We start from the raw sequence: 17,160 nt of genomic DNA, 5'->3' as shown, positions 1-17,160 counted from the left end.
ATTAGTAATGGGAAGATTTTCTGGTGACCAGCGTCTACCTTGCTCAATTACGAGAACCTTGTATCCTTTCTGAGACAACCGGTACGCACTTACGCTACCGCCGAACCCAGAGCCAATAATCAAATAATCGTAATCGAATTCGGTCATGCTATTCACTCGAAACTACAGGAGATAAAAAAGCCTCCTTTAGCCGGAAAACTTAATCTCCAACTAAAAACACGAGCCATCAAAGCTCGCGTCGAGAGGCGAAGGGAAGAAGACTTGACGAATGATTAGTGCTTAGATTTTATTTTCACCATCATTGACTCATACCCATGTACAAAGTTTGAGTGCACACGGACTGGCTTTCCTACAACATCGATGCTTTCAAACCGTTTAAGAATTTCCTCCCAGGTAATGCGAAGCTGCATTTCGCCAAGACGGTTTCCCATACAACGGTGAATGCCAAGACCGAAGGACAGATGCTGCCTCGCCCGCTGCCTGTCGACGATTACCTGATCCGGGTTTTCGATAATGCGCTCGTCGCGATTACCAGATATGTACCACATGACAACTTTATCGCCCTTTCTAATCTGCTTCCCGTTTAACTCGTAATCGCATTTAGCAACACGGCGCATATGGGCTAGAGGTGTTTGCCAGCGAATAATTTCCGAGACCATATTCGGGACAAGTTGCGGGTTCGCTTTGAGCTTGGCAAATTCCTCTGGGAACTCGTTCATAGCTAATACGCTGCCGGAGATCGAATTTCGAGTGGTGTCGTTCCCGCCAACAATCAGTAAGCCAAGGTTGCCCATAAATTCCGCCGGGCGATTTATCATGTCTCGCGTATCTTCATTGGCCTCAAGAAGACTGATCATGTCAAAGCCGGGTGCGCCCCCTTTTTCACGATGCGCCGCTTTTTGGTGCCAAAGTCGAGCAAAGGTTTCCACCATGTCTTGCAAAGCAGCAAAGCGTTCTTCTTTACAGGCGTTGCCTCCCGATAGCTCTGGTGCTGATGTAGCTATATCTGACCAGTAGACCAGCTTGTGGCGATCTTCATAAGGAAAATCAAATATCGTCGCCAGCATCTGGGATGTTAGTTCTTTGGATACACTGGAGACCCAATCAAAGCTCTCTCCAGTTGGAAGCTGATCAAAAATTTCACTGATTCGGCTTCTGATAAGATCTTCCATCGAGGCAAGGTTTCGAGGTGCAACAACAGCCTGTACAGCATTTCGTTGTTCGTCATGCTTGGGAGGATCCATGGAGATAAAATTTTCAAGTGGGATGTCCGCGTCAGGGTCGCCAATCATGATGAAGGGCTCAGAAGAAAACACTTCATGATTGGTGTCCACGGCAACAATGTCTTCAAACCGCGTCACCGACCAAAAAGGGCCGAAGGGGCTTTCCGGGAGATAGTGGACTGGGTCTTCGTCACGTACACGTTTGAAATAATCTTGCCAGCGATTTTGGGAGTATAGGGCTGGATCGCTCAAATCGATGGCTTCGAGGGGAAGCTCATAGGGGTCTGGCAGTGTTTCTTTTTGTCGGTCTGATTGGCTAGTCATTATTCTATGCCCTGTGTCAGTCACATTTGAAATTCAGGAAGTTCGACAACCAGTCCATTAAGTTCGTCATTGAGCTGCAGCTGGCATGAAAGTCTTGATCGTTCACAGCCTTCTGGCGTCATTTGCAGCATGATGGCCTCTGTCTCGTTCGGAGAGCCGACTTTATCAATCCATTCAGGTGATACGATGACGTGGCAAGTGCCGCAGGCGCAGCCCCCGCCGCAATCTGCGTCAATGCCCGGGACGCTGTTGTTGAGAGCCGCTTGCATCAAGCTGGCACCAGATTCTGCAGTGACTTCGTGCACTTCACCGCTGTGTTCAATAAACTTAACCTCAATCACAATGGCTCTCCTGTCTTAGGTTTGGCTGTGAATTAGCCTGTAAGATAGCCCTCGAACCCCTGTCATTTTCAGACTAAAACTGTTCATTAGCAGACAGTTGGTGTCTTTCCTGGGTCTCGAGCCTAATTACGTTAGGGTGCTGCCGGGTTCACCGGGTCGTGAAATATCGAGGCTGGACAAGATTGTGTGAATGAGAGCGTATAGCCAAGTCTGGGCGAGTGCGGCTTTTATTTACTGGAGCGAAACTGTTTTGGGGTCAATCCAGTAGCATGCTTGAAGGCACGTGCGAAATTGGAGTCGCTGCTGTAACCAGAGGCTAATGCTACCTTGCAAACGGGAAGTTCCGTAGCATTCAGCAAATACTTGGAGTACTCAATGGACACCTGTTGCTTTAGCTCCGCAAATGAAACCCCTTCTTGGTGTAAGCGTCGCGCAAGGGTGCGCTCGGAGATATTCAGCTCTTCGGCTGTCTGAGATATGTTCATCGGCTGCATTCTGGTAAGCCGTTGACGAAGAACCTTGCTCACTTTTGCACTGTAAGTGGCATGCGAGCTCAAGCTGGTTGAGGTTTTCAGGTTTGTATAGACTTGTTCGAATGTTGCCTGATTATGGGTATATAGAGCCTGTGACAGATGGTGTTTGTCAAAGACCACCTCGATGGTCTTCTGTGAAAAAAGAAATTTAGCGTTGAATTTATTTTCGTAATCTTCAAGTTCGCCCATAGGGTCATGGGTTAGGTGAATGCGAACAGCGGGTTCCGGCAAGTTGGCGAAGTGGCGAAGGTTGAGAAGATAGCCGCATACAGACTCGTCGAGCTGATGCTGGATGTCATCGAAATCGACTAGTGGCTCCATCACGATGTGGCAATGTTGCTGAACATCATGCATGGCAAAGCGGTACGCCGGCATAACGGTGTCGGAAAAATCAATCATTACTTCCAGGGCCTGCCTAACCGTTTTTGCCGTAAAAGAGGCCAGACCGAACATGCCGCCAGGTATGGTTATGGGAATAAAATCTGCGAGCTGTACTGACAGAGGGGTCCCTGGCATTGCGATATCTTTGCAGCAGCGAAATAGCTCGCGAAACTGCCAGCCGTTAATGGTGCCCTCCCGGCGAGATATTTGCTCGTTTGATATGAGGCAGCGCTTATACAGATCATTTTTATCAATTTTTCTGAAGTCGTAAAACTTCTCCCCTAGGTCTAGCAGGGCTATAGGGAGTAGGGTTTTCTCGAGCTGCTGTAGGGTGTTAGTAGCATGGGGCATAGGTGTATTTCATCATGCCTTCTTATTGTTGTATGTCATGGGTTTTGAGGAATAACTTGGCCGGAATTGCCCCTGTCACATTGGCGTAATACGACAGACATTGGCTGCAAATGACTATAACTCCCGCCTAAGATTTTAGCCAGACATTAATGGTGGTGTCTGGTGGATAGCGCAACCTCCGGTTGACGTGATTCGGTTGTCTGGAGCTCAAGCGGGCGTTACAAGTCGGTTGCTAGACTTGTCGATGAGCCGCCGGTGAAGGCTGTTTCTGGTTGTAAGTGCTTGTAATTATTAAGCAAACAGAGCCAGTTCGCAGCTCGCAACACAGTTGGGCCGAAAACTCCTGCCGGGACGCTTTCGTTTGAGCATAAAACCATAATATGAGGCATATAGTATGACTTACAGATTCAAATCCCCTCAGAGGCTGATGGCTGGCGCGTTTCTGGTTGCTGTTAACTCGGCAGGAGTTGAGGCAAAGGTGCTGGAAGAGGTGATGGTTACAGCTCAGAAAACTTCTGCGAGCACGCAGGATACCCCGATCGCCATTACGGGGATGACGGGTGACGCGCTGGAAAAATTCGGCTTTCAGAACGCCAATGACATCTCAGCACAGGTCCCGAATATGCAGGTCAGCGGCCCCTACGGAGATGTGCAGCCCATCTTTTCAATACGCGGCGTCAGTATGTCGGACTACAGCTCAAATCAGGCCAGTCCGATAGGCGTCTATACCGATGAAATGTATATGGGGGCGACCTATACCCATGGTATGAACTTCTTTGATGTGGAGCGTCTCGAGGTGCTTCGTGGGCCTCAGGGAACCCTTTACGGGAAAAACACCACCGGCGGCGCGGTTAATATCATCACGAAGTCCGCAAAGGTTGGTGATGAGTTTTCTTTCAACATGAAGGCGGGGGCGGGAAATTATGGCTCTCAAGCTTTCGATTTCGGCATCCAGGATACGGTAATTGAAGATACCTTGGCGCTCCGACTTGGCTATTCCTCAAGTCGTCATGATGGCTACGTTGAAAATGCTTTCGGAGGCAGCAACTTGTCTCAGCTTGATTTTCAAGGCGCTAGGCTGAGTGCGCAATGGTTGGTAACCGATGCGACAACCATTGATTTCAAATACACCAATAGCGGTAACGATTCTCTTGCTAACGGTTCGCGGAATGAGCCGCGCGGCGACCTTTCAAAAAACCCTGAGCAAGCGCAAGCAATAGCTGCGAGTGGTGTCGGCGCGTACACAGAGAAACCAAACAATGGCTTTATTGATAATACGGGCTATTCTCGGCCTGCACATGGGCTTGACCGTCACGAGCAGCAAGATGATTACACCGGCCCTCTAGTTGTCGATAATGAAAGTGCGTTGATGAAAATCGAGCACATAACTGAGTCCTACACATTTACCAGTATCAGTACCTATAGCGAAGCCGATTATCGTCAGAAACAAAATGTCGACGGCGGGCCCGATGGATTATTACATATTCGGTGGGGCGTTCAGACAGATGCAGTCAGCCAGGACCTGCGGGTTGCCGGAAATTTTGATAACGGCTTTAGCTTCATATCTGGGATGTACTACGCAACTGAATACCAGGATATGCACAATATCTACGAAATCTACGAAACTCCTCCGGATACCAGGGTGGCGGCCACCTTTCCCGGGGCAGCTGCGTTCTATCCGTTTCTGCTCGATTTCGGCGGTATCGATCAGAAAATGATCACCGACAAAACAAGCTACGCTGTTTATTCTCAGTTTCGGTTCGATGCAACCGCAAACCTGGGGTTTGACTTTGGCATACGCTATACGGCAGACCAGATCGACCTGGATTACCTCAACATCTCCCGATTCACCTACGATGGCGAGCCTGTAGGCACATGGGTGCCGGGTAACAATACGGGCACTGATGAGCCCTTTATTGTACCAACTGTCGGAAGTAACGGCCCACTGGAAACCGACGCTATTATCGCTGGCTTGGCAGATGGCAGCATCACCCCCCAGGACCTGGCCAGTAATGCCGAAAGCGGTTATACGCATGGCCCCTACACAACGGACTCTGCACCACGCCTTACAGCCAACGAGAAAGAGTGGACCGGTAAGTTGGGTGTTGACTATCGCTTAAGCGAAGATCTCATGGTCTACGCAAGTTACAGCAAAGGCTATCGGGCCGGTAACTTCAACGGCGGTGTCTACTACGAAGTACGTGACTTTGAGAATGCCTATGCAGAGCCCGAATTCCTTGATGCCTATGAAGTAGGCATGAAATCGGATCTTCTCGAAGGCTCCATGCGTCTGAATGCGGCCCTGTTCTACTACGACTACACTAACCAGCAGTTCATTAACGTAGTGGGCGTATCCAATTTCTTGGAAAATGCTGGCGGGTCAGAGATCTTGGGTTTTGAGTCTGAGCTTATGTGGGCCATCGGAGAGCGCCTTGTCGTGAACTTTGGCCTCGGTCTCTTAGAAAGTGAGTACACGGAGCTTACGCTCTCAGATACACAAACGTTGAATGACCCTGACGATAATGTAGATCTTTCGGGCAATGAGCTGATTTCTGCCCCCAAAGTCAGTGGCAATATCTCGCTCGACTACGACGTGCTTGTAACCGACGCTGGCTTTTTGAGTTTCAATGTTAATGCAAACTACCAAGGCGAACAGTGGTATAGCGCTTATAACGACAAGGCCGGGTACGACAAGATAAAGCAGGATCCGTACACGCTAGTCAATTCGCGACTAACTTGGCGTTCTTATGACAATAGCTACTCAGTCGCTCTATGGGGGAAAAACCTCACTGAGACTGAATACGACGGGTACGCAATTAACCTCCAGGCTGGGTTCGGATTTGACTACTTCCAGGAAGGTGCTCCGCGCACCTACGGATTAGAAATGACCTACCGTTGGGAGTAATCAGCTAAAGCCAGCATGGTCGTCGGAATCCGACCTCTGTTCAGATTCCGACTTCCTTAAAAAGTCTATCAACTATTCGCTCACTGATGAGTGATCACGGAGTAATTCAAATGTATATCGCCGAAACTATTCCGGACCCTTGGGCCATACCAATTGAGCAGATCGATGTTAGCAATCCTGCGTTACTGGCGCAGGATGCATGGCGGCCATTTTTTGAAAGATTGCGCAAAGAAGCCCCTGTACACTATCAAGCGAATAGTCCATTTGGTCCCTTTTGGTCGATTACAAAGTTTGATGACATTGTTGCAATTGACACCAACCACGAGGTTTTCTCATCCGAGCCCAATATTTTTCTGGCTGATCTCGGTGACGATCTTCCAGCCGAAAACTTTATTGCCATGGATCCACCTCGGCACGATGTGCAACGCAAGGCCGTGCAGCCAGTGGTGGCGCCCACTAATCTGAAAGAAATGGAGAGCTTGATCCGGCGTAGAGTCGTCGAAATTCTGGAAAGCCTGCCTGTTGGCGAGACTTTCAATTGGGTGGAACATGTCTCCCAGAATCTGACGACCCAGATGCTGGCTACACTGTTCGATTTTCCGTTTGAAGATCGCCATCTGTTGCCATATTGGTCAGATCTGGCCGCAGGCTCGCCTGAGCTAGGTGGTGGCGATTTTACGTCAGAAGAACGACTTACCGGCCTTATGGGAATGCTGGAGTATTTCACTAATCTCTGGCACGAACGTAAAGGAAAAGAAACGAATGGCCTCGACCTAATTACGCTATTGCAGAACAACCCTGATACCGCTGACATGGTCGACCGACCCATGGAATATATTGGGAATCTTGGTTTGCTTATCGTGGGGGGGAACGACACTACGCGAAATTCTATCAGTGGCGGTGTGCTTGCGCTGAACCAAAATCCGGCAGAGTACAAAAAACTGCGAGAAAATCCTGGTTTGATTCCAAATATGGTATCGGAAATTATTCGATGGCAGACACCCTTGGCTCACATGCGACGCACAGCCAAAGTGGATACAGAATTCCGCGGGCAAAAGATCAGAAAAGGCGACAAAGTGGTCATGTGGTATCTGTCAGGAAATCATGACGACACTGCGATAGATCGCGCTAACGAATTCATTATTGACCGGAAAAACGCCCGCCACCACATAGCTTTTGGTTTTGGTATACATCGCTGCATGGGTAATCGTCTGGCTGAAATGCAGTTACGGATACTTTGGGAGGAAATCATGCAGCGATTCCACAAAGTGGAAGTTGTTGGAGAGCCCGAGCGGGTAACCTCCAACTGGGTACGTGGTTACAGGACGCTGCCCGTTAAGCTGCATGCCTTGTAGTAATGCCATGGTCTCAATCCTTGCCCGCGCTCTTTTTTTTGCCGGGCAAGGAAGTAAACCATATATCAGTTAATCGTGACTGCTTCATCGGAGATAGTGCGAGAAAGAATATGAACTATTCCTACGGCTCCAAGCTTTTGAGACACGGGTTTATGGCGCTTTTGGTTGGCCTCGTCGGTGGTTTTTTGTTTACTTTCTCACTCATAGGCGGAGTGTCGTTCAGCCCACTTCCTGTCGCGATCGAAATGGATATTCCTGGTACGACAAAGGGGTGGCGTGTTCTTCATGTCGGGATGCTCATGAACGGTCTAATGGCAATTGCGGTGGCTCTGGCAATGCACGATGTGTCCTTGAGCCCGCGGGTAGCTCGCCGAGTATATGTAGGGACTGCGATTGCCGTATGGGGTAATTTTTCATTTTATTTTTTCGGTATGTTCGCGCCTAATCGGGGTTTGACTGCCGGCGGCAATCAGTTGGGTGAAGCAAGCGTTGCAGGTGTGCTTGCCTTCTTTCCCGCCATCCTTAGTGCCGCAACATTGATCTATGTCTGCTGGATAATGTTTCGGGCGGATCCGTTGCCCGAAAAATCATAGAAGCTAATTGATTAACCGTTCGAAACAAGAAAAGGACCATCCAGGTGGGATCGCTCTATAGCAGCAATTCCAGCTTTTTCTGCCGGCTGAGCCCCCACTCCCGGCAGTTTTTTCTTCTTCAACTATTGGATAGCTGGCGTTTTAATAAAGCCGGGATGAGACTAATTCTTTTTAGTCCGTACTATGTAGTGCTGGTTAATCCTAAAATCTTAGATGGATGGCTTTTCTCATGCGGAATATGGCTGTCTGAAGTATTTTTGGGAGAAGTAAAAGTGAGTATCGACGGCTATCTTGAAGCAAGTACATGTGTGGATAGCGAGCATCCACTCGTCCGGCGTTTTTCCCGGGAAAACGCAATTGGTGGTAATGATCGGGAGCGTGCGGTTGCATTGTACTATGCGGTCAGAGATGGTTTCCTCTATGACCCTTACCGAATAGATGTTAGTGAAGCCGGCTTACGCGCCAGCTCAGTTTTGGAAAAAGGTTATGGGTGGTGTGTCAGTAAGGCCGTGTTGTTGGCAGCAGCCTGTCGTGCGGCGGGAATTCCCGCCGGCCTAGGTTACGCTGATGTACGTAATCATTTATCTACGGAACGACTGCGTAATACGCTAAAAACCGACGTCTTTTTCTTCCACGGGTATACCATTATTTGGCTAGAGGGGCAGTGGCGAAAGGCTACGCCGGCCTTCAATATAGAACTATGCGATAAATTCAGCCTGCATCCTCTGGAATTTGATGGCTTGAGCGACTCGATCTATCACCCGTTTGACAAGGTCGGTCAGCGGCATATGGAATACCTCAATTTTCGTGGTGAATATCCGGATGTGCCATTAGTTGAGATGATAGAAACCTTCAATCGTGAATATCCCGGTGTTTTTGAGGCGATGGAGGGGGCAGACTTTTCTGCGGATGTCGAAAAGGAGATTCAGCGCCCCTGAACTCAACTCAATTCCGGCATGCTTTCTCTCTGGGCTTCATGTTCTCAGCAGTGCCTGCTGACTGCTGTGGTTGAAACGGTGGTATGACAGTAATAAACATAGATGAAACGATGGTTTCGGTTCCTGGCGGTGAGATTTTCGTCCGCCGGTGGCATGTGAGTGGGGGGCGCTGCGAAACACCTGTTGTTCTGCTTCACGACTCGCTCGGGTGTGTGGAACTTTGGCGAGACTTTCCGGAAGTGCTTGCGCTTAAACTGGGGCGCCAGGTCGTAGCCTATGACCGGTTAGGTTTCGGGCGTTCAACAGAGCGCACGGCCCCACCTTCTCTGCGGTTTATTGACGAGGAAGCGGAGTCGGTATTTCCCGCCTTGTGTGCGTCCCTCGGTCTGGAGAAAGTCATTCCGTTTGGGCATAGCGTAGGTGGTTGTATGGCCATAGCCATTGCCAGCATTCACTCGATGACAGGTCTGTGTGCCGCAGTTATAACTGAGTCTTCCCAGCCGTATGTTGAAGAGAGGACCAAGCGTGGAATTATTGCATCCAGAAATTATTTCAATCAGGGAAATAACTTCGAAAAATTAGCTAAATATCACGGACCTAAAGCCCGTTGGGTTCTGCAGGCATGGACCGATACATGGTTGCATCCGCAGTTCCTGTGCTGGAATCTGAAGACTCATCTTAATAACGTCCACTGTCCGATTCTGGCGGTCCACGGAGATCGTGATGAATATGGCTCAGTAGACTTCCCGGAATTTATAGCCGGCCAAGCTACAGGGTATTCGCGATCCGTCGTATTGCCTGGTATTGGTCATGTTCCGCACAAAGAGAGCTGCGCCGAAATTTTGGATATGGTGTCTGGTTTCTTGGCTGAGAGCGTGGAAGAGGGCGCGCTGTGATGCGCTATTGGATCCCTCTCAGGGAGGGATAATTCTAAATATTATAGCGTGCGATAGAATTACCCGTCACCATCAGAGACAGAAAGGTTTTCCTTCAAAGAGAAGCGGTGGCGTCAGTCTATATATTATATTGGACGCTGCAGCGCAGTTTTTGAGAAAGCATAAGTTTAATTTTTGTGTTCGTAATGTAAATAAGATTCGAGGTGAGCGATTGGAAACCGCAGTTGGTTTTACGAAATAGGTTCCGCTTTATAGCCGTTTTTCAGCATTGTGCGCACTTGAAATTCGAACTCTCGCAATAGGTAATCAGGCTCTTCGGGTTCTGCTTCTGTTAAGTCCAGTAGGTCGGGTATCAGGTTCAGGCCAAGCGAAACAATAGCAGATACCATCGCTCTCAGTTCATCTAGGTCGTATTGAGGGAATAGCCCGCTGGTAGCAAAGTCGTCGCTCATGTCTTCGATGATTGCACGCACATTCAGGCGGATAGCCTGCCGAATAGCCGCAGAGCTGCCTGCTCGCTCACGGGCGATAAAGATGAACAATGCCCTGTGGGTTGTTATGTAGTCAAAGGCGATTTCTACTGATCGGCCGATAACTTCTTCAACTGAATCGGCGTCACGCACTGACTTCAGGAGTCCTCGGATGACTGTTCCGGCTTCTTCGACAAGAGCTAATCCCAGCTCTTCAGTGCTGCTGAAATGATTGTAGAACGCTGGCGGGCTGAGCTCGCTTTGCTTTGTGATCTTGCGCAAGCTGAGGCCGGCTAATCCACTTTGGTCCTCCAGAATCAGGGATAATGTCGCATTAAGTAATTTCTCTCTGTTGCCTTTTCTGCTTTGTTTTGCCACTACGGTTCCCGTCACCCTGTTTTGCAAGTCATTGAAATGACCGCCTGAAGCGTAAGACTAACAAGTGTTTTGTGTTTAGGCGACATCGCGGTTACGGCATACAAAATCGCCCGAAAATTTAAGTTGACAAGTGTTAATATCGAACTTAGCATAAGTTTACATGTGTAAATATGATAATGAAGCAAGCGAGGCGGGTATATGTCAGCGGTGACTCAACAACGCACATTCAATGAAGCTTTCCTATGGCGCGATTCCAAGAAGCCACTGTGGGCGATGGGGTTAGTGGTCCCTTTACTGCCAATCGTTGCCTCTCTGCTGTATATGGCCACCGGCTCCGAATTGAGTTGGTGGATGGCGCCGTTGGTCGTATATATCGTTATTCCAGCGCTCGACTACTTGGTGGGGACCGATCGTAGTAATCCACCGGAATCCGCAGTTGAGCGACTAGCCCGCGACCGCTATTACCGTCATATCGTCTATGCATACATTCCTCTTCAATTTATCGGTACGTTGGCGGCTGTTGCCTGTGTCACTGAAGGTGGGTTGAGTTGGTTTGGCGTAGTTGGTGCAATTCTTAATTGCGCCTACGTTAATGGAATAGGTATCAATACTGCCCATGAATTGGGACACAAGCGGGAGGCGCTGCCGCGTTTCCTGGCGAAGCTAACTCTCGCTCCGGTTGCCTACGGACATTTCTTTGTTGAGCACAACTTTGGTCATCATCGTCGTGTGGCCACGCCAGAGGATCCTGCAAGCTCACGCTACAACGAGGGCTTCTGGTCTTTTCTACCGCGTACGGTGATTGGCAGTATTCGTTCTGCTTGGGAAATTGAGGCGCAGCGGTTAGCTCGAAAAAAACTGCCCTCTATACATTGGCGCAACGAGGTGTTGCAAGCGTGGAGTATGACCATTGTTTTTTTTGCGGGCTGTATGGCAATTTGGGGTTGGCCAGCGCTCCCCTTCCTTGTGGTTCAGGCGGTGCTCGGAGCTTCCTTGTTGGAAGTGATTAACTACATTGAGCACTATGGACTCAAACGGCAGAAAGGTGAGGACGGCCGCTATGAGCGCTGTCAACCAAGACATTCATGGAACAGTAACCATACGATTACCAACATACTGCTGTATCAATTGCAGCGTCATTCAGATCATCACGCAAACCCATCACGGCCTTATCAAGCACTTCGTCATTTCGACGACAGTCCTCAGCTCCCCTCCGGCTATGCATCGATGATGATGCTAGCCTATTTTCCGCCGCTTTGGTTCAGGGTAATGAACCCAAAGGTTAAGGCGCACTACAAGGGAAATCTGGCTTTGGCCAATCACGGTTAGGCGGACCTGTGTGGTACCGCTCTTTTGGTAGCGGCGACCGGATTCTCTGCTTTAGAACAATAAAGGATCAAAACTATGTCATATAAAGTCATATTGCGAGCTCTATTGACAGGGGTTGTTGTAGGTGTCAGCGCTGTGGTGAATAGTGCTCCAGTGCTTGAAGAGGTTGTTGTAACCGCTCAGCTTCGCGAACAAAGCCTTCAGGATGTTCCAGTGTCAGTTAGCGCTATTGGTGGCGAGAAGATGATGGAGGCCGGGTTGGCTAAGATCGAGGATCTACAAGCCTATGTGCCTAATTTCACAATGACGGAATCTAGCATTGGTACCGATATTTATATTCGTGGTATAGGGTCAGGAGAAAATCAGGGTTTCGAGCAATCCGTCGGCATGTATGTCGACGGAATCTATTATGGTCGAGCGCAATTGGCCCGAGCCCCATTCTTGGATTTGGAGCGAGTTGAGGTGTTGCGAGGGCCGCAGAATATTCTGTTAGGAAAGAACAGTATAGCCGGTGCTATTAATATAGCGACCGCGACACCATCCCAGGAAAAAGAGGCGCGTTTTCAGTTAACTTACGAACCGGCTATGAACGAGCAAATTCTCGATGTCATGTTCTCTGGCCCAGTTAACGACACTATGGCTCTCCGCTTTGCCACTCGTCAGAGAAAGGTCGACGGATTCATGGACAACCCAGTACTTGACCGAGATGAGGCAAAGAGAAGTGAAGCTACATATCGACTCATACTCGACTGGAAGGCCACGGATAGTTTGGATGCGAAATTCAAATTAGAGAGTGGCCGTTTTGACGTTGTGGGAAGGCAGTCTGAAATTATAAGCGACAATCCATCGACGTCAGATATATTTTTGTTTACTGGTCGAACCTATGGTGAAATCCTGGACCGGACCGTATTTCCAAGTGCAGGGCCGGCGTCGGAGTTTTTTGCAGCTTTGCCACAGGAGTTACGAGATCTAGTGCAGTTGCAGCCGAACGGAAGCATATTGAATATAGATTCACACCCTGCCGTACTGGATTCTGTCGCGGATCGAAGTAGACACGCTAACGGCGATTTCAGTTACAACGATACACAAAACTTCACTGCTAACTTGGACTGGTATCTGGGGGAACACAGCTTTAGCTCTATTACTGGCATCATGGCGTATCAATATGATGAAGAATGCGACTGTGATTTTACCGGAGCTCCATTATTTCAAGTAGCGTTTCAAGAAGACTACGAACAGTATAGCCAAGAGTTCCGTTGGATATCGCCAGTAGGGCAACGCTTCGAGCATATAGCGGGGGCTTACTTTCAATACAACGAGCTGTACTTTTTTGACTCGATAATTCTGCCCTCTACGCTGATTCCGCAGCTGATTAATGCGGCGGATCTAATTGAGGGTGGTGGCCGTGGCGACTATGACCCAGGTGCGGATGGAAGCACAGGTTTTGAGGCCGCTGGTATTGGTGATGCGGGTAACGCTGTTCTGGACATTCGATCTCCTCGAGACTTTAAAAGCGATTCAATTATTGCGTCTGCCTTCCTGCAAACTACATGGACCATTAATCAAGATTGGCGTTTAACGCTAGGTGGGCGCTATACCTTCGAAAAGAAAAGCGGCAGCCGGGTTTTGGAGTTTGCGAAACCCGATGGCACGATTATCCCGATAGGAGAGACTGACACTGCTGCAGCAGTAACCTTCGCCGCAGAGAGGCACTACCTTAAAGGCAAGAGAACAGAATCGCAGTTTGCCCCGTTAATCAACGTGCAGTGGGATATAACCCCTGAGCTGATGAGCTATGCTTCGGCTCGCCGTGGGTTTAAGTCCGGTGGCTACGACGCCCGCTCCAACTCATCTCCTAGTTCTGAGCCGACGCCGGCTAACCCGAACGCGGCCCCGGGAGGAACTAATCAGCGTGCGCTTATAGGTAGTTTTGAGTACGAACCGGAGGAAGCAACAGCCTTCGAACTCGGTTTTAAATCGACGCTCTTGGACGGTGCTGCCGAACTAAATACCGCATTATTCTGGACCGAGTATGAAAACCTTCAGGTTAGTGTGTTTGACGGCACGCTGGGTTTTAATGTGGGCAACGCCGCGAGTGCGGTGACCCGAGGGATTGAGTTCGACGGTCGGATAGCTCTATCAGAACGTCTTCTCCTCGCCGGGGGACTAGCTTTTCTAGACTTCGAATTCCAGGATCACAAATTTGGTACCTGTATTCAGGATCAGGTGCCAGATCAACCGAATGGCATTAACTGCGACTACTCCGGAAAAACTAATCAGTACGCGGCGGACTATTCAGGCAATATTACATTGGCCTATGAGCGCGCCTTTGACGTCGGCTATATGCTCAGAGCTAATCTGGATACTATTTTCACGGATGATTATCACCCTTCGCCCAACCTTGATGAGCGCATTAAACAGGATGCGTACGTGCAATTTAATGGTAGGGTGTCTTTGTCGTCACTGGATGGTTTATGGGAGGTGGCGTTGTTGGCAAAAAACCTGACTGACGAGCTGGTTATTTTATACGGCGTAGACACGCCCGTCGCCAAAAAAGTGATCGCCGGTACAACCACTCACCACGGGTTTGTTAATGCACCGCGCAGCGTTGCTTTGCAAATGAGTTACCGCTGGTAATGCGCTAAAGTTGAGTGGGATATCTGGTCGACTCTCTATTTTTTCATCTAGTAAACGTAATATGTATTTTAAGTCAGGTTGTACAGAACTGTACGCGGGTTATTTAAATTGCCTAAATTCTAACTTGGCAGATTCGCGCCATCCTGTACGTATTGTCGGGCAGACCTCACTTTCAGGTTGTTGCTTGAAACAAGGAAGCTTCGCTGGAGAAGGAGTTCGTCGTCGTGGTACTGCGGCCTATGCTGTGGAAGAAATCCGATGCTCTAAGTTGTTATTTATTCCGACACAATGCTTTATATGAATTTTATAACTGGTTTCGTTGCTACAAAACGCACAATCTAGAGCTAGATATTTTATATAGAGTAAATTTCGGGGCAACGCAAAACAGTTTGCAGGGCGTAGCCGCTCGAAATTGGACTGACGCTTAAAACGGTGACTAAACATCCGCTGCGGGACAGGCCGCAGCTGCTCTTGCAGAGCATTTCGCGGCGGTTGTCCGGTCCTGTTTGGTTCACCACCGCCGAATAGAGGCCGCTGTCGCGCAGTTTCTTGGCGGCCGCATATCCAACTCCAATCAAACCAGGCTGTGACTATATAATTGTTATGTCCGCACGCTCCTTCGTTAGATCTTCTATTTGCGTTTTGCCGTCAGTTTCACCATCAGCTTAGAGTAGCCCCGCACGAAGTTGGACTGCACAAGCTCCGGTTCTCCAACAACCTCAATACTTTCAAACCGTTCCAGCAGCTCTTCCCACAAAATTCGTAGTTGGAGTTCGGCGAGTCGGTTACCCATGCAGCGGTGTATGCCGTAGCCAAAGGAAATATGATTTCGTGCGTTCTTGCGATCAATGATGAGGTGATCAGGATTATCGAACTTGCGCTCGTCCCGATTGCCCGAGGCATACCACATTAATACCTTGTCTCCTTTCTTGATTGTTTGACCTCGCAGCTCTACGTCCTGCGTAGCAACCCTACGCATATTTGCCAGTGGGGTTTGCCAGCGAATGATTTCCGAAACCATATTAGGAATTAGATCCGGGTTTGCCTTCAGCTTTTTGAATTCCTCGGGGAACTGATTCAAGGCCAGTACGCCGCCGCTCATGGAGTTGCGTGTAGTGTCGTTGCCACCAACGATAAGCAGTGCCAGATTTCCGATAAACTCCATTGGCCGGTTGATGAGGTCCTTTGTGTCTTCGTTGCTCTGCAACATGCTGATCAAATCGAAGCCAGGCTCTTCGCCCGCTTTGCGGCGGGCTTCCTTGTCACGCCATAGTGTGGAAAACGCCTTGGCCATGTCTGCCGCATCATTAAACATTGAGTCTTCGTCAGTAAATTCTCCGCCAGTCGCAGATGCTGAACCGGACAAGCGATCCGACCATTCAACTAGTTTGTGACGGTCTTCATAAGGGAAATCCAGCAGCGTAGCCAACATACGCCCTGTAAGTTCTTTTGACACAGCGGGCACCCAGTTAAAGGGTCTATCTAGGGGTAAGTTGTCGAGCACTTCAGCTGCGCGAGAGCGTATTAAGCCTTCCATTTCCTTGAGATTTTGCGGAGCTACCACACCCTGAACTGCCCGACGTTGTACGTCGTGCTTGGGCGGGTCCATAGCAATGAACATTTCTACCGACAGCCCTTCCGGTGGCTCACCCAAGATAATTTGGGGCTCAGAAGAAAACAGTTCATGACTCTTGTCCACGAATAATATGTCGTCATATCGCGTAATCGACCAGAAAGGCCCGAATGGACTATTCTTTTGGTAGTGCACCGGTGCCTCATCACGCAATCGCTTGAAATAGGCGCGCCACTTGTCTTGTCGGTATAAAAATGGGTTGCTGGTGTCGATGTCTTCGAGTGCCAAAGTGTCGACGTCTGGGACAGGCGTTTCGACGAAGTTAACCTGGGGGTGTCGAGAACCTACGGTCTTTTTCTTTGCCTTCATTAACGTCTTCAGCGTTTTGAGTTGCAGATGCATCGGCACGATTTTGGACGAAGCGTTGATTATTTTAGTCTGAAGAGCATCGGTTGAGCTTGTTTTCGTAGACATAGTGTCCTCCATGTTTACATCTGGAATACAGGCAAATGCACGGTCATGCCGTCCATCGCCTCTGTTGTTTCTACCTGGCACCCCAGGCGAGAGGTTTTCGTCCGCTCGGGTGTCATAGACAGCATCTGTTCTTCTGCATCACCCGCAGCGCCGGCATTTTCGAACCATTCGGCTGCCACAATTACGTGGCAGGTGCCGCAATCGCACTCCCCGCCGCAGTCCCCGTCGATGCCGGGAATGGCGTTATCGACGGCGACTTGCATCAGCGTTGTTCCTGCCTCGAATTCCGTGACATGCTTGGTGTTGCCATGCTCAATAAAAATAATTTTGCCCTATGTCTCTCTCCTGCGAGTAACTCACAATTTCATAGTGACTTCGCAAGACCATTTCGGGGAGGTCATTTCTTGACAGGAGGGGGGTCATTTAATGACAATATTCAATATTTTTAGTAGTGGCTCT

Annotated in this window: 14 protein-coding genes; 7 read left to right on the top strand and 7 right to left on the bottom strand. The window is 49.2% G+C overall.

The features are described 5' to 3' along the window. The 4 genes from AC222A_RS06325 to AC222A_RS06310 all read right to left on the bottom strand — a co-directional run. Positions 1-147, bottom strand: a 147-nt coding sequence (locus tag AC222A_RS06325) for an FAD-dependent oxidoreductase (protein ID WP_486774754.1), incomplete at its 3' end; no start/stop codon positions are given. 125 nt (positions 148-272) lie between these two features. Then, positions 273-1,547, bottom strand: a complete 1,275-nt coding sequence (locus AC222A_RS06320) for a cytochrome P450 (protein WP_372747130.1) — start codon at positions 1,545-1,547, stop codon at positions 273-275. 20 nt (positions 1,548-1,567) lie between these two features. Next, positions 1,568-1,888 (bottom strand): 2Fe-2S iron-sulfur cluster-binding protein, encoded by a 321-nt coding sequence (locus AC222A_RS06315; RefSeq protein WP_372747131.1) that lies wholly within the window; start codon positions 1,886-1,888, stop codon positions 1,568-1,570. 227 nt (positions 1,889-2,115) lie between these two features. Continuing rightward, positions 2,116-3,153, bottom strand: coding sequence for a helix-turn-helix domain-containing protein (locus AC222A_RS06310; RefSeq protein WP_372747132.1), 1,038 nt, complete (start codon positions 3,151-3,153; stop codon positions 2,116-2,118). Between the two features lie 427 nt (positions 3,154-3,580). Between AC222A_RS06310 and AC222A_RS06305 the strand changes: the two genes are divergently transcribed. From AC222A_RS06305 to AC222A_RS06285, 5 genes are all read left to right on the top strand, one after another. Then, positions 3,581-6,058: a TonB-dependent receptor gene (locus tag AC222A_RS06305; RefSeq protein WP_372747133.1), complete on the top strand. Its 2,478-nt coding sequence runs from the start codon at positions 3,581-3,583 to the stop codon at positions 6,056-6,058. A gap of 110 nt (positions 6,059-6,168) precedes the next feature. Continuing rightward, a complete protein-coding gene (locus tag AC222A_RS06300) occupies positions 6,169-7,413 on the top strand; it encodes a cytochrome P450 (protein ID WP_372747134.1) in 1,245 nt (414 codons plus the stop codon). 110 nt (positions 7,414-7,523) lie between these two features. Beyond that, complete coding sequence (locus AC222A_RS06295) at positions 7,524-8,006, top strand: styrene oxide isomerase (RefSeq protein ID WP_372747135.1); 483 nt, start codon at positions 7,524-7,526, stop codon at positions 8,004-8,006. A 44-nt stretch (positions 8,007-8,050) separates the two neighbouring features. After that, positions 8,051-8,944, top strand: a complete 894-nt coding sequence (locus tag AC222A_RS06290; protein WP_372747136.1) for a transglutaminase-like domain-containing protein — start codon at positions 8,051-8,053, stop codon at positions 8,942-8,944. Positions 8,945-9,027: 83 nt separating this feature from the next. Beyond that, the gene (locus AC222A_RS06285; protein WP_372747137.1) at positions 9,028-9,840 is read left to right on the top strand and encodes an alpha/beta fold hydrolase; all 813 of its coding nucleotides are present in this window, start codon (positions 9,028-9,030) and stop codon (positions 9,838-9,840) included. Between the two features lie 230 nt (positions 9,841-10,070). On the opposite strand, the gene AC222A_RS06280 is transcribed toward AC222A_RS06285, so the two are convergent. Beyond that, positions 10,071-10,688, bottom strand: coding sequence for a TetR family transcriptional regulator (locus AC222A_RS06280; protein WP_372747138.1), 618 nt, complete (start codon positions 10,686-10,688; stop codon positions 10,071-10,073). A 273-nt stretch (positions 10,689-10,961) separates the two neighbouring features. On the opposite strand from AC222A_RS06280, the gene AC222A_RS06275 reads away from it, so the two are divergent. Both AC222A_RS06275 and AC222A_RS06270 read left to right on the top strand, forming a co-directional pair. Next, positions 10,962-12,017 (top strand): alkane 1-monooxygenase, encoded by a 1,056-nt coding sequence (locus tag AC222A_RS06275; protein ID WP_486774753.1) that lies wholly within the window; start codon positions 10,962-10,964, stop codon positions 12,015-12,017. Between the two features lie 75 nt (positions 12,018-12,092). Further along, positions 12,093-14,654 carry a TonB-dependent receptor gene (locus AC222A_RS06270; RefSeq protein ID WP_486774752.1) on the top strand — a complete coding sequence of 854 codons (2,562 nt, stop codon included), beginning with the start codon at positions 12,093-12,095 and terminating at the stop codon, positions 14,652-14,654. A 631-nt stretch (positions 14,655-15,285) separates the two neighbouring features. Here the strand turns inward: AC222A_RS06270 and AC222A_RS06265 are convergent. Both AC222A_RS06265 and AC222A_RS06260 read right to left on the bottom strand, forming a co-directional pair. Next, positions 15,286-16,701, bottom strand: coding sequence for a cytochrome P450 (locus tag AC222A_RS06265; protein WP_372747141.1), 1,416 nt, complete (start codon positions 16,699-16,701; stop codon positions 15,286-15,288). A 14-nt stretch (positions 16,702-16,715) separates the two neighbouring features. Beyond that, the gene (locus tag AC222A_RS06260; protein WP_372747151.1) at positions 16,716-17,027 is read right to left on the bottom strand and encodes a 2Fe-2S iron-sulfur cluster-binding protein; all 312 of its coding nucleotides are present in this window, start codon (positions 17,025-17,027) and stop codon (positions 16,716-16,718) included. Between the last annotated feature and the right edge of the window lie 133 nt (positions 17,028-17,160).

This window comes from Litorivivens sp. (assembly GCF_057445395.1).
Note: the sequence above shows the minus strand (reverse complement) of the source record. Positions and strands in the feature narration are given on the sequence as shown.

Bases quoted from the DNA above. Each gene is read 5' to 3' on its own strand.
- AC222A_RS06270 (WP_486774752.1), top strand. From the start codon at position 12,093: ATGTCATATAAAGTCATATTGCGAGCTCTATTGACAGGGGTTGTTGTA.
- AC222A_RS06300 (WP_372747134.1), top strand. From the start codon at position 6,169: ATGTATATCGCCGAAACTATTCCGGACCCTTGGGCCATACCAATTGAG.
- AC222A_RS06310 (WP_372747132.1), bottom strand. From the start codon at position 3,153: ATGCCCCATGCTACTAACACCCTACAGCAGCTCGAGAAAACCCTACTC.
- AC222A_RS06285 (WP_372747137.1), top strand. From the start codon at position 9,028: ATGACAGTAATAAACATAGATGAAACGATGGTTTCGGTTCCTGGCGGT.
- AC222A_RS06320 (WP_372747130.1), bottom strand. From the start codon at position 1,547: ATGACTAGCCAATCAGACCGACAAAAAGAAACACTGCCAGACCCCTAT.
- AC222A_RS06295 (WP_372747135.1), top strand. From the start codon at position 7,524: ATGAACTATTCCTACGGCTCCAAGCTTTTGAGACACGGGTTTATGGCG.
- AC222A_RS06275 (WP_486774753.1), top strand. From the start codon at position 10,962: ATGGGGTTAGTGGTCCCTTTACTGCCAATCGTTGCCTCTCTGCTGTAT.
- AC222A_RS06305 (WP_372747133.1), top strand. From the start codon at position 3,581: ATGGCTGGCGCGTTTCTGGTTGCTGTTAACTCGGCAGGAGTTGAGGCA.
- AC222A_RS06265 (WP_372747141.1), bottom strand. From the start codon at position 16,701: ATGTCTACGAAAACAAGCTCAACCGATGCTCTTCAGACTAAAATAATC.